The sequence below is a fragment of the Paenibacillus sp. FSL K6-1230 genome, from assembly GCF_038002385.1.
In the GTDB taxonomy this organism is placed as follows: Bacteria; Bacillota; Bacilli; order Paenibacillales; family Paenibacillaceae; genus Paenibacillus; species Paenibacillus massiliensis.
On the sequence record NZ_JBBOCK010000001.1, the window covers coordinates 6,125,704 to 6,137,747 of the forward strand.

General features: G+C 50.5%; 12 protein-coding genes. 4 read left to right on the forward strand and 8 right to left on the reverse strand.

The features are described 5' to 3' along the window. Position 1 precedes the first annotated feature (1 nt). From MKX74_RS27065 to MKX74_RS27085, 5 genes are all read right to left on the reverse strand, one after another. Positions 2 to 745 (reverse strand): ABC transporter ATP-binding protein, encoded by a 744-nt coding sequence (locus MKX74_RS27065; RefSeq protein WP_025681570.1) that lies wholly within the window; start codon positions 743 to 745, stop codon positions 2 to 4. A 59-nt stretch (positions 746 to 804) separates the two neighbouring features. Next, positions 805 to 1,557 carry a phosphorylase family protein gene (locus MKX74_RS27070; RefSeq protein ID WP_025681571.1) on the reverse strand — a complete coding sequence of 251 codons (753 nt, stop codon included), beginning with the start codon at positions 1,555 to 1,557 and terminating at the stop codon, positions 805 to 807. Positions 1,558 to 2,088: 531 nt separating this feature from the next. After that, complete coding sequence (locus tag MKX74_RS27075; RefSeq protein ID WP_341180388.1) at positions 2,089 to 2,955, reverse strand: YwqG family protein; 867 nt, start codon at positions 2,953 to 2,955, stop codon at positions 2,089 to 2,091. Between the two features lie 222 nt (positions 2,956 to 3,177). Next, entirely contained in the window at positions 3,178 to 3,600 is a 423-nt protein-coding gene (locus tag MKX74_RS27080) for a macro domain-containing protein (protein ID WP_018883824.1), read from the reverse strand. A gap of 138 nt (positions 3,601 to 3,738) precedes the next feature. Next, entirely contained in the window at positions 3,739 to 4,293 is a 555-nt protein-coding gene (locus MKX74_RS27085) for an NADAR family protein (RefSeq protein ID WP_341180389.1), read from the reverse strand. A 411-nt stretch (positions 4,294 to 4,704) separates the two neighbouring features. On the opposite strand from MKX74_RS27085, the gene MKX74_RS27090 reads away from it, so the two are divergent. Further along, positions 4,705 to 5,862 carry a GIY-YIG nuclease family protein gene (locus MKX74_RS27090; RefSeq protein ID WP_341180390.1) on the forward strand — a complete coding sequence of 386 codons (1,158 nt, stop codon included), beginning with the start codon at positions 4,705 to 4,707 and terminating at the stop codon, positions 5,860 to 5,862. Here MKX74_RS27090 and MKX74_RS27095 read toward each other — a convergent pair. Then, positions 5,826 to 6,386, reverse strand: a complete 561-nt coding sequence (locus MKX74_RS27095; RefSeq protein ID WP_018883821.1) for a hypothetical protein — start codon at positions 6,384 to 6,386, stop codon at positions 5,826 to 5,828. The genes MKX74_RS27090 and MKX74_RS27095 overlap by 37 nt on opposite strands. A 128-nt stretch (positions 6,387 to 6,514) precedes the next feature. Between MKX74_RS27095 and MKX74_RS27100 the strand changes: the two genes are divergently transcribed. The 3 genes from MKX74_RS27100 to MKX74_RS27110 all read left to right on the forward strand — a co-directional run bounded on the left by MKX74_RS27100 (position 6,515) and on the right by MKX74_RS27110 (position 9,086). Further along, the gene (locus tag MKX74_RS27100; protein WP_033412316.1) at positions 6,515 to 7,441 is read left to right on the forward strand and encodes a phosphatidate cytidylyltransferase; all 927 of its coding nucleotides are present in this window, start codon (positions 6,515 to 6,517) and stop codon (positions 7,439 to 7,441) included. Between the two features lie 79 nt (positions 7,442 to 7,520). Then, the gene (locus tag MKX74_RS27105; RefSeq protein WP_341180391.1) at positions 7,521 to 7,970 is read left to right on the forward strand and encodes a carboxymuconolactone decarboxylase family protein; all 450 of its coding nucleotides are present in this window, start codon (positions 7,521 to 7,523) and stop codon (positions 7,968 to 7,970) included. Between the two features lie 30 nt (positions 7,971 to 8,000). Further along, entirely contained in the window at positions 8,001 to 9,086 is a 1,086-nt protein-coding gene (locus MKX74_RS27110; RefSeq protein ID WP_341180392.1) for a sigma-70 family RNA polymerase sigma factor, read from the forward strand. A gap of 157 nt (positions 9,087 to 9,243) precedes the next feature. Here the strand turns inward: MKX74_RS27110 and MKX74_RS27115 are convergent, their stop codons facing one another. Together MKX74_RS27115 and MKX74_RS27120 are read right to left on the reverse strand one after the other, a co-directional pair. Continuing rightward, on the reverse strand, positions 9,244 to 10,272 hold the full coding sequence (locus tag MKX74_RS27115; RefSeq protein ID WP_341180393.1) for a hypothetical protein: 1,029 nt from the start codon (positions 10,270 to 10,272) through the stop codon (positions 9,244 to 9,246). Between the two features lie 54 nt (positions 10,273 to 10,326). After that, positions 10,327 to 11,724 (reverse strand): SMI1/KNR4 family protein, encoded by a 1,398-nt coding sequence (locus MKX74_RS27120; RefSeq protein ID WP_341180394.1) that lies wholly within the window; start codon positions 11,722 to 11,724, stop codon positions 10,327 to 10,329. Positions 11,725 to 12,044: the final 320 nt, after the last annotated feature.

Sequence of the window (12,044 nt, forward strand, 5' to 3'; positions counted from 1 at the left end):
CCTATCCCAACACTTCCCGAAGAGTCTTGACATAATTAACGAATTCAAGCGTCTCCTTCACCTCTACCGTGCGGGGACGAGGCAGCTCGATATCTATAACCTGATCAATCTTGCCAGGACGGGGAGACATGACAATGACCCGATCGGATAAGAATACAGCTTCGGAAATACTGTGGGTAACGAACAGGATCGTCTTCTTCGTCTCATCCCAGATTCGCATCAGCTCGATGCCCATCTTGTCACGGGTCAGCGCATCAAGTGCGCCGAACGGCTCGTCCATGAGCAGTACATCCGGATTATAGGATAACGCACGCACAATGGATACACGTTGCTTCATCCCACCAGATAGCTCACGAGGATAAGCGTTCTCGAACCCTTTTAACCCAGCTAGCTCCAGTAGCTTATCCAGGTTGCTTAAACTGTCCTTGCTCAGCAGCTTCTTTACCTCAAGCGGGAATCTGGCGTTCTGTAGTACCGTTTTCCAAGGAAGTAGCGTAGCATCCTGAAATACAAATCCGATGTTGTCGGCCGAATCCTTCCAGTCCATCTGGCCGCTTGTGGGCGGCTCCAGATTGGCCAAGATTCTCAGCAGGGTTGATTTGCCACAGCCCGAAGGACCGATGATCGAGATAAATTCACTTTGTCTTACATCCAGATTGATATGTGTGAGAGCCTGTACTTCCCGTCCACCACTGCTTTTGTAGACCTTGCTTACATCCTGTATGCGAATTGCGGCTGTCGTCACGTCGATGAACACCCCTTTTCTGATATGTCGTGCTGTAATTGGTCCTCATACTTAAGAATTCAGATGTCATTCCTTAACGTAAAACACGCATCCAGAACCGCCGTAGCCGCCTTGGCATGAATCGTATGATAATCCGCATCTGGCACCCACTGCTCCGTTGTCCGGCTGACATGAGCAACCAGACAATTCGCTGCTCTGACCCCATACATCGAGGCAAGCACATAGATGGCTGCCGTCTCCATCTCGCAATTCAGAATTCCACGTAGCTGCCAATAGGACATCAAATCCTCAGGGTTAGGTCCTTGCCCGATCGCTGGCTTACGTCCTTGGCCCAGATAATATGTCTGTGTCGTAAGCCCAATTCCGGTATGTACAGTGAAGCCTTGCTCATGCGCAGTTCGCAGGAGAGCTCCTACCAGTAATGAATCAGCAACTGCAGGATAACCATCTGGCACATATGCTCCTAATGTCCCCGCTTCACGTGCCATAGCGTGGTTCACGATCAGATCCCCAGGGGCAATGTGCTTCTGCCAGGCTCCGCAGCCACCGACTCGCACCAGCATACGGGCTCCCAGTTCGATCAGCTCGATGACCGCAATCTCTGTGGAGCTGATTCCGATGCCCGTGGAGCAGACCGAGACTTTACGCCCCTTCCAATATCCGCTTATCAGCTTGTACTCACGATTGTTGCAGATCTCCTCAGCCTCGTCCCAGGCCTCCGCCAATACCGCTACTCGGGCTGGGTCGCCCACGAGCAGTGTAACTTCGCCGAGGTCCTCAGGACGGACCTCTTTCAAATGCAGGGGCATCATCTCTCAACTCCTTCTTGCCTTCATACGGTGTTACCGTTTCACTGATCTCCGGCCAACTCGATGTCAGCCAAATCTAGGAACCGTCATCATAGATGGATATCCGCTGTTATCCGCACACCGACCGCTTTCCCCCTTATCTTAGCCGCCTATTCCTATTAGCCTGACAATGAAGGCGGCCTGACTCCAGTCTATTGCAGTAGTATGTAACAAAAGGGGAGCTTATCCAGCGCTTCCATCCCCAGTATGATTATATACGACTAATTACGGGGGACACAGTGCTCCATATCCCAGAAATCATAAAAATATACCCGTTTATTCTGTAATTTTCGACACGTTTAGACATTCAGCCCATATTGAGCTATCCATCATCGAACCCTTTTCACTTGAGAAATAGGACACACCCTCCTGATGAGATCGAACTGCTCACTTGTGTGTCCCGAGCTCAGGATGATTAATGACTAGCAGAGAGTGAATTGATGAATAACGATATACAAAATAAAGAGACCGCCTGAAAAGGCAGTCCCTCTTGATTTAGCCACATTGCAATATGACGCAGACTCGTTCAAAATCACCGTTCTTCAAATCGTCCTCGTGTATCCAGAAATAGATCATTCCGAAGTCACCCCAGATCAGTCCCAGCTCCTCCACAGAATCAATCTGGAGCAGTAGCTTCCAGCCCTCTGCACCCGGCTCCAGCTCCTCGCGCCTTGGATCCCGGTAGCCGAAGGCATCGCCACAATTAATTCCGTTTGATACCAATTGAGTTTGTAACTGCATGTCGCCCTGAATTGGGTCTGGATGTCCGAGGAAGCGATGGATAACTGTATTTGCGCCGTTATGCTCAACCACGCTCTCCCTGAGATCCATGTACTTATCCATTTCATCAGCATTTGGTCCCAGCCGTTTCATCTCCAGCGTCCTCGGTGGAAGCAACGTCGTTTGCACAGAAAAGTTGACTGCGAGTGCCTCCGCCTCGGCTTCGTCACGATTCACTAGTTCTGCAGGCTTGGCTTTGCGTTCAAGTCCTGCCATGTCTGCGACATATATTACCTTCCATTGCCCCGCCTCTTCTGGATCAAAGCCCCACGGTTGATCGACTGCTTCATAGAAAAAGGACAATAGCCCTGACTGTGGTAGTGGTTCAGGCTTCCATGGTACTTCGTTCAGCTGTATTTGTGCGATAAACGTCAGAGGCTTTCCGTCATACATCGGCCAGTCAACGGAAGCGTGCAGGTCAGGATTCCCTCCGATTTTTGAATTCCCGACTGCGATTTCGTCATCGGTCGAAGGAGTGACATGTATCCGGTTCGACAAAAGAGTCGTCTGCTCCAGTGTTCCTCCCATACGGTCGAGACCGCTCTCTGCTATTAGTTGTAGTACGTGTTCGTCTTTTAGCATGATGACAACCTCCGTCCTAGACTTTGTAGTAGTTATAACAATTATACATACTATAAACTGAGTTTCACTTTGCTTACTAGGGTAGCATTGGAATGCACAACCAATAAGCTCGCCTGTCCAAGGCGAGCTCATACTCAATCTGTTTCCTGTGGAACTCTGTCTACTATTTACACTCGTGCTAGAAACAAACTACTTATATTCTCTGTTAATCTTCAAGCCTATCTATTGCGAACATACCACAATGTCTATATCCGTCTCTTCAAAAACTTCTTGAATGATCTGCCGGGTCTTATCCCAACGAAGCCGATCCAGTCCGCAGCCAATACGAGGCATGGCGATCTTGTCGATTCCTGCCTGCACACACTGGTTCCTCATGTCCACGAGCGCTGCTGTCAGCGTGGCATACGAAGGCTTCTGCCAATATTTCGGCTTCGTGACCAGGTTCAGCACACGGCCCACCTGATAACAGCTTCCTACATCCAGTGGCTTGATGCTCGCCTGCTCCCGCAGCGAATTCAGATCAAAATGCTGACAAAAGGCAACCGCAATGCCCGCGCCCATCTTCGCATCAGCAGAGATACAATGCGCCAGCAGATAGCGCTCCTCTACAGTGAATAAATCCTGTTCCCGCTCTTGAAATGTCATCCTAACCTCCTGAATCAAGACATATCTACCGTGCAGACCAGACAGACATGTAGCAAATTCTACTCTCTACTCTTCAGCATTGATATTCATGTCACCATCGGAAAAGCTGTCGATCGCATTTCTGCGAAGCCGATTCTGTTACCGAGACGCAGCCAGCTGGTCCCTCACCTCTGTCAAGGCGAAGCCTAGCAGATTCTGCCCACGCCATTTCATCGGATTCTCGGCATCCGGGTTGTTCTTCCCCATTCCAATACCCCAGATACGGTCTCGTGGGCTCGCTTCGACAAGAATTCGCTGCTTCGTATTCATCAGCACTTGGCCCAGATCCTGATTTTGCGTGAACTTGGCCACGTTCCCTCGTTTAACGATATCATAGCGCTGCTGCTCCCAGAGCTGCTGATCGAAGTCCTTCACTGCTCGACCATAAGCCTTCATTTCCTTCGGATGACGTGCCTCCAGGATCTTCTCCAGCATCTCCTCATCTCCGAACAGCCGCGCTTTCTCTGCCATCATATACTGCTCGGTGCAAGAGTACGTCACGCCCTCAATCTCAAAGCTACACTTCCACCATTGACTGAAGCAGCTCGCATTCAGTGTACCGTCAGCAGGCGGTGTGTGGCCCCAGAACATCATATATTTAAAGCGGCTCCCCGCCTGATAAGCACGGCGCAGCTGTTCCACATTATAGATCATAATTTTCGTCTACCTCCCCCATGTATCTACTTGCCCTATGTAGCTTCTTGTATCATCGTCATATGTCGTCTTCTGCAAGTTACATCCAGCACTCATTTCCCTACAACAAATTACTGTAAGATCAACGAAGGCACTAAAGAATGTGTTTGCGTCTAAATGAACCTGTCACGTATAGCTTTTTTGTTATTCTTTATTTAATAATAACTAATTGATAATAACAAAATATATGAATATCCCGTTCCTGTCAAGACCTACTCAAGGCCTACGATCCTCAGGTTCACTTCAAATCCCACTTTCCGTACTAGTACGTTCCCTTCTCACTCCTCTTGCCTCGGGCTTCACCAGGCGGCTAATCCATTCTATAATCTTATAATAGATGTAGGGTACATCGTATAGATCGGAGGACTTGTCATGAATTTGACGGAAAAGGTGAATCATCTACCGCTAACCCCCGGTGTCTATCTCATGAAGGATCAGTTCGGTACCATCATCTATATTGGAAAGGCGAAGGCTCTGAGAAAGCGGGTTCAATCGTATTTTCACCAAAATACGGCTCATTCTCCCAAGGTCAAGCGTCTGGTGCAGCAGATCCGGGATCTGGAGGTACTCCACACGGATACAGAGTTCGAGGCGTTCATGCTGGAATGCAGGCTGATTAAGCAATGGAAGCCGATGTACAATGCCAAGATGAAAAATCCGTTGGCCTATACTTATCTGGCACTGCGTTCAAACGGGGCACTGAAGCATATAGAGATTATCGACACTCCTGAGGACATTCAGGTTGAGCGAAGCTGGGGACCTTACACAAGCAGAAGCATGATTGAGCAAGCATTATATGGTCTTCAGGAAGCACTGCAGCTATTGTGCAGCCATCCACATCTGAGACGTGGGGCGATGCTTTCAGGCAGTTCTCCTTGTCTGAACTATGAGCTTGGACTATGCCTTGGGGTATGTACAGGAGAGCTGGAGGCCATCCAGCAGTACAATGAACGGGTAGAACGAATCTGTCTTCTGCTACAAGGGAAGGATCAGAGCATACTAGAGGACATGGAGCAGCGCATGTATAGGGCTGGCGAAGCATATGAGTTTGAGGTAGCCGCCCGAATCAGGGATCAGTTAAAAGCCGTACGATTCCTGCTGCGTCATGAGCAGGTCGTGGAATTTGCAGCCGTGAATCATCAGATCGCTGTGCTGGAGCGGATGGAAGACGGACGTGCCAAGCTGATGCTGGTCACAGGCAGCCGAATTATGGATTCTACGCTGCTGGATGTCCTGGAGCTTACAGCTACAGAGCAACGTAGAACGCTGCGTTCTGCTATTATACATGGATTGCAGGGCATGCAAGATGATGAAGATTCAGGAAACACTACTCTCGCAGAACCTCAGCATAGCATGAGTCGGGATGCTATTGATGAAGCCCAGATTGTATATCGTTACATCCAGAGCGGGGAGTGCTGCTATGTGAATATTATGCCCCATATGCTAAATTATGGCGATCAGGAAGGAGAACACGCCCTGGACGAAGCCATCACTCACCTGCTGTCAGGTATCGGTTCATTCGGCTCATAATCGCTCAGCTTCCCTTCATAGATCAGCTCTAACCGATCCGTCTGCCTGAAATCGTCCGGCGTGACCAGCGCAGGGAGCTTGTTCCAGATCTTGATGCCTGAACGCTGCAAAATCTCGGCCACGAACTGTGAGCAGAAGTACGAATTGCTGAATTCGACGGGCTCCTTGAGTGTAATCCCGATGACACCAAGAAGGTTGTACATGAATTTCTGGCGACTGCGAATGAAGATATCCAGCACCCTTCTCATCTTCTCGACCTCACGCCCTGTGACACGAAGCTCATAGATCACACATGTGGTCTCAGGATATTTGCTGAAGGTGCCTTTCTTGATATCCTCTCGCACGAAGCCGCCATGTAGCGGATTGTTAGGATGCTTTCTACCGAAGCTATACAGCTCGGACAGCTCACGGTTGAATGCAATCGAGGCATGATTATAAGGTGCCTTTGTATAGGATTGAATCACCTTGGTGAACAGAGTTCCCGTATTGGTGAGCAGAATATAAATGGACTGATCAGCTGTCATCTCGAACATTTCTCCTTATCAGGATGGCATTATTGCTTCATAATACAACATAGGGTGCGGATATAGGAACCCTGACCCGTGCCCACTCAAGTAACTTTCCATATCGCATAGACAAGTTGGTGATTGCCATAGACCAGTTATTTCACAGTTCACTATTTACGCTTGGCTTGATCTTCGTAGCTCTTGCAGCCGTTCATCTCGCCTACACGATTATAGCCCGCCTCCAGCCTGACAAAGATTATAGCGCTATTGGCGTGCGGATTAAGACCTGGTGGGGCATGTTTTTTATTTTTTGCCTAGCTACCCTGTTTAATCCGGTCGTGTCCTTACTATCGCTCATGTTGCTCACGTTCTTCGCGCTTAAGGAGTACTTCTCCATGATTCGTACCCGCAAAGCTGATCGGCGCTTGTTCCTGTGGGCTTACCTGGCGATTCCCATTCAGTTCTACTGGATCTATATCGAGTGGTATGGCATGTTCATTGTCTTCATTCCACTCTATGTCTTCCTGCTGCTGCCCATTCCACGGCTTATTAACAAAGGAACTGTCGGATTTCTGCGCAGTGTCAGCTCGACCCAATGGGGACTCATGCTCATGGTGTTCGGACTGAGCCATCTGGCGTATTTCCAATTCGCTACCCCGCAATATGGCGGTGGATTGGTGCTGTTCCTTGTCGTGCTGACACAGCTGAATGATGTGGTGCATTATCTGGCTTCGCTCTACTGGGGCAGACGTAAGGTCGTTCCGACGGCGAACCCCAGCCTGACCTGGGAGGGCTTCATCAGCGCATTCGTTGTGACGACAGCTGTCTCCTATCTGATCTATCCGTATCTAACGCCACTTGATCCCGTTTTCGGTATCGTATGTGGAATGCTGATCAGCCTAAGCGGCTTCTTCGGTAGTCTCACGGTATCCGTACTGAAGCGCGACTTGCTGATTGGAGATGACGATAAATTCGTGGCGCTCAAGCAGAGCTACCTGAGTCGAGTGGACAGCCTGGCGTATACCTCGCCTGTATTTTTCCACGTTGTTCGTTACTTCTTTGATTTCATGTGAAAAAGTTCAGCCCCTCTGTCACAGAATCGTTTCCTGAATGGTCTTCTGTATTGAAGACTAATTCAGGAGGCGATTCACTATGAATCTGAGATTCAATTACAAAACGGCAAATGAAGGAGCATTCAAGGCCATGATGGCGATGGAGGCTCATACATCCTCACGTTTTGCAGACAAGGTATTATATGAGCTACTTAAAATTCGGGTATCGCAGATTAATGGATGTGCCTTCTGCGTAGATATGCACGCCAAGGACCTGATGAAGCTTGGCAATTATAGTGAACAGATCATGCTGCTGCCGGTCTGGCGTGAAGCCCCGATCTTCACAGCCCCACAGCGGGTTATGCTGGAACTGGCCGAGAAGGTCACTCGAATCTCGGAGCAAGGTGTACCGCTGGAGCTATATGAGCGAGTGCGGGAGCACTATAGCGAGGAAGATTACGTGGATCTGATCGTAGCGATAAATACGATAAATAGCTGGAACCGGATCGCGATCTCTACAGGTATGTATCCAGGCTGCTTCGAGGCCTAAAGGTCACTACCCACCGGAAGGAGATATTCCATGGACGCACAAGCGGCACATCATCAGAACCGACCGGGCAGGCAGAATCCACAGGACAGCAAGTCAACCAATGGCAGCGATGACGTTCCTACTCTGGAGGAGCTGTACCACGATTATCGCAGGTATGCCTTTGCCGTGGCCTATCGCATGCTTGGCACTGTCACTGATGCAGAAGATATCGTTCAGGACTGCTTCATCGAGCTGAAGGCTCGATCCTTGACAGAGGTGCGGGATTTCAAGGCCTACATTGCGAAAATGATCGTCAATCGCAGCATCAACCGCCTGAACTCTGCACGTATGCAGCGAGAGACCTATGTAGGTGCCTGGCTGCCTGAGCCACTCGGAGAAGCTGTCGATAGCCCGGAGGTGCTCACGGAACGCAAGGACCAGCTGTCCTATGCCTTCATGGTACTGCTGGAGCAGCTCAGACCTGAGGAGCGTGCCGTCTTCGTGCTGCGGGAAGCCTTTCAGTATCCCTACAAAGATATAGCCGAGACGCTAGACATGACCGAGAGTAACTGTCGTCAGCTCTACAGTCGTTCCCGGCGTCGCCTGCAGTCGGGAACAGGTACTGGCGAGCATATGGACTCTGTAGAAAAAACAGGGAGCACAGCAGCCAAAGTAACTCACACAGAATTCCTCAAATCAGCCAGGAGCATGACGGCACCCAGCGACCAAGTAGATCGGAACAGAGTGGACCAAGGCAGGGCAGCTCTGTTGGACCGCTTCACAGCGGCCTTTATGGCATATGATATTCATGCCATGCTGGAGCTGCTGGCAGAGAAGCCTATGCTGATCTCGGACGGCGGTGGGAAGGTCTTCACCGTGGCCAGACCGATGCACGGACAGAAGGGTGTCCTTGCGCTTCTGACCTCTCGCAAGGTCTTTACTTCATTGCGTGACCTCAAGCTGGCACCTACCATCATGAATGGCGAGCTACAGCTTGCCTTACTGGAGGCTGGCAAGGTAATCGGCGCCATCTGTCTGAAGCTGACCCCGGATCAAGCACATATTGAGCAACTCTATGTCATGCTTAATCCTGATAAGCTGCGTACTGTTCAGTATCCAGTCCCACACCAACTCTAATTAGACACCAAAGTCCGTCAGTCCATCATCAAGATGGCTACTGGCGGACTTTTTCTGAATACATTCAACCAAAATGTAAAGAGCTCGGGTCAATGAATTGAGATGAATGTATGAACCTCCATCTGCGCTTAGCCCTCTTTATTCCTGTCCATCATTGTTAAATCGCTGCAATTCTGGACTCCAATCTTACGATTCTTCTGAAGTACATGGTATCCATGATCTCTTCCCACTCCAGCTCCTTATAAAAAAGATCACGATACGAAGTAGCCGTGGCCGGGAGATATCCCATCACTACGCCAGAGCCACCGCATAGCAGACTTCCACCATCCCCACCCTTGGGTATGAATGGCTCCGAATGCTTCGAGCCCTCCGAATGCGGTACCGTCAGCTCGTATTTATAGGGGTCACCTGCGAATTGGATGCCAAAGCCATTAGGTAGCTCCAGGACATAGTCCTGATGCGGATCCTCCGCCAGTTCTTCCAGATGCCGCAGCTTCATTTTGTAATTCCAGCTGTCCCCCCAGGGAAATAGCGAGCGTGCCCCGCCGCCGAATAGATATTCCCACTCATCCTCCGTCAACAGGTCATAACCCAGACGATGAACCTCTTCGACGAACTCCTCCAAGAGCAGATCCTCGTTGAACAAATAGTAATCAAAGCCCTGACCGTTCTTCCGGCGCTCCACGCGAAAGGATTGATACAGCTCATAGCTGTGGCTGCTGCGTTCTTCGAGATGGGCGATGGCCTCTTGCAACTCCGTTCCCCCATATTCCGCGGCTTCCTCAGCACTTACCTGAGTCCAGCCGAGGGAGTTGAGGCCACATTCGACAAGCAGCGGTGTAATCTCCGCCTCACGAACAGGAGACATCTGCTGACCCAGCAGCTCCTCCAGGTTATCAACGCCAAATTCTGCAGCACTCTCGTTCAGCTCGGTGAGCGTAGCCTCGTCCATCTGGTGCAGAGACGCTTCCCAACCGAGCGTGACCTGGTCACCCGGAACGAACACAAAGCGGGAGCGCGTCCGCTCGAAGACCCCCGTCTCCAGCTCCTGCCCATGACGGGCAAAGCGACTCAGCCCTGCATAGGTAAATCCCGGTGGCAATTGCCGTGCGAGCTCGCGCATCTGTGTGTCTTTCTCATCGCTAGACAGGCTCTTCCAACCTGTTCGATACCATGGATTGTACATACTGCCTCCTCCCCAGGCTAGACTCCAGCTTCTTCAACTCCGACTTCGAGCGAATCAGATCTGCTCAGCAGCAGCCTTCAGACGTGCGATAATATCACTATCCGCTTGGTCAGCCAGCCGGAGCTTGCCCTGATCCCGCAAGATGATGCCCTGCCAATTCCGATCATCCAGCCAGTCTGTAATGAAGGCTTCCGCATAGCCACCCGTCCCGAACCCCGGCGCAAAGGCAATAATGTCCCGATATGCCTCCAGATACTGATCGCGAGTAGGATTCGGATGCACACGGGTATAGAGCAAGAACTGTACGTCATACATCAGCAGAGAAAGCTCATCTGCATGCAACGCAAAATGTCCTTTCTCCTCCACAATGCGCGCTGCGACGGCACGAAGCCTTTGCTCGATATCCTCAACTTCCGTCACTGCCGCACACAGCTCCGTTAGCAACGGAGAGAATGATCCCGTATTCACCTTGTGCAGCTCTTCTGCCTTCCGCTCCTCCTCGGGGACCTCAAAATCCTCATCTGGACGCAGACCACGAATGAAGCTCTCAAAGTCCGGGGCCAGAAACGTAATCTCGTAATCCGCTTCCTGATCGACATGAATGACTGTAGGCTCTCCATCCTTGCCACAAGCACGATAATCCAGCATCACCACATCATGCCCGGCAGACGGGCAGTCACAGATCACTATACCAATGTCTGGATAACCCCAGTCCTCAATCATGAATCGGCTACCGGAATCTCCGCACAGGGATTCTGACTTGTCGCGCCCAATTCCCATAATGCTCGAAATGGCGATATGGTCCTCTGCCCATGAGGTCGATTCCTCTGTTGGAAAGCTCGTATTTCGTGGTACGCCACCATTTTGCACCTTCATTAAGGCGATGTACGAAGCTGGCAGCTTATAGCCCAGTTCCTCCTCCACGGAGGCAATCAGCTCCTCTGTTGGCGGCTCGGACACATAGGTTGTAGTGGCATATTCAGAATCGTCCCAGAACGCTGATAGGTCCATTCCGGCGAATGGCTCCGCATCTGCTAGATTCACCCGACTCTGATCCAGCTTGGCCCTTGCTGCTGCTGCACGCTGCTCTTGCCGCTCATGACGCTCCGCTTTCTTTTGGCTGATCTCCACCCATTCCGCTAAATGCTCATCTGGCTCCAGCTCTTGGGCTTTAGCAAAAGCTTCTACTGCCTTAGGATACTGAAGCAAGTAGTAGTAGGCATATCCGATTCGATACTGCCACACCGGATCTTCCTTGCCTTGCTCTGCTACAGACAGCAGCAGCTGCAGTGCCTCATCATATTCGCCCAGATTGTTGTAGGCTCTGGCCAGATGCCCCACCATATCATAATCTCGCTCAGCAGAAGGGATTGCCGTGATCGCCTCTACAATCTCATCAAATTCATCATCCTCATGCCACTGATTCAAACGCGCTTCTAATTCCTGATCCATCTATGTATACCTCCCTCTTCCACTTGGCCTCCGAATGCATGCAAGCCGTATACCCTGTTCACTCGCATGGGGATAGCGACGGGCGCTATGCAGGAATCCGGATGCATCTGATTAGCTCTCCTTATTCTACCAGAAGCTCAGGGCGATTAGGAAATAGTCGAGAGGTTCTATATTTTCAAATACCAGCTACATATAACTACGTGGCTTAGCACAAAATCATCCCTTTAAATACAGCGAGAGCCTTCCACCACTATATTTCCAGTGATACGGAAGGCTCTCGTTAATATATGAACCTGCTGGGTCCGACTACGGAGTCGGGC

Coding starts and splice junctions, on each gene's coding strand:
- MKX74_RS27070 (WP_025681571.1), bottom strand. CDS start 1,557: ATGATGCCCCTGCATTTGAAAGAGGTCCGTCCTGAGGACCTCGGCGAA.
- MKX74_RS27075 (WP_341180388.1), bottom strand. CDS start 2,955: ATGCTAAAAGACGAACACGTACTACAACTAATAGCAGAGAGCGGTCTC.
- MKX74_RS27080 (WP_018883824.1), bottom strand. CDS start 3,600: ATGACATTTCAAGAGCGGGAACAGGATTTATTCACTGTAGAGGAGCGC.
- MKX74_RS27085 (WP_341180389.1), bottom strand. CDS start 4,293: ATGATCTATAATGTGGAACAGCTGCGCCGTGCTTATCAGGCGGGGAGC.
- MKX74_RS27090 (WP_341180390.1), top strand. CDS start 4,705: ATGAATTTGACGGAAAAGGTGAATCATCTACCGCTAACCCCCGGTGTC.
- MKX74_RS27095 (WP_018883821.1), bottom strand. CDS start 6,386: ATGACAGCTGATCAGTCCATTTATATTCTGCTCACCAATACGGGAACT.
- MKX74_RS27105 (WP_341180391.1), top strand. CDS start 7,521: ATGAATCTGAGATTCAATTACAAAACGGCAAATGAAGGAGCATTCAAG.
- MKX74_RS27110 (WP_341180392.1), top strand. CDS start 8,001: ATGGACGCACAAGCGGCACATCATCAGAACCGACCGGGCAGGCAGAAT.
- MKX74_RS27115 (WP_341180393.1), bottom strand. CDS start 10,272: ATGTACAATCCATGGTATCGAACAGGTTGGAAGAGCCTGTCTAGCGAT.
- MKX74_RS27120 (WP_341180394.1), bottom strand. CDS start 11,724: ATGGATCAGGAATTAGAAGCGCGTTTGAATCAGTGGCATGAGGATGAT.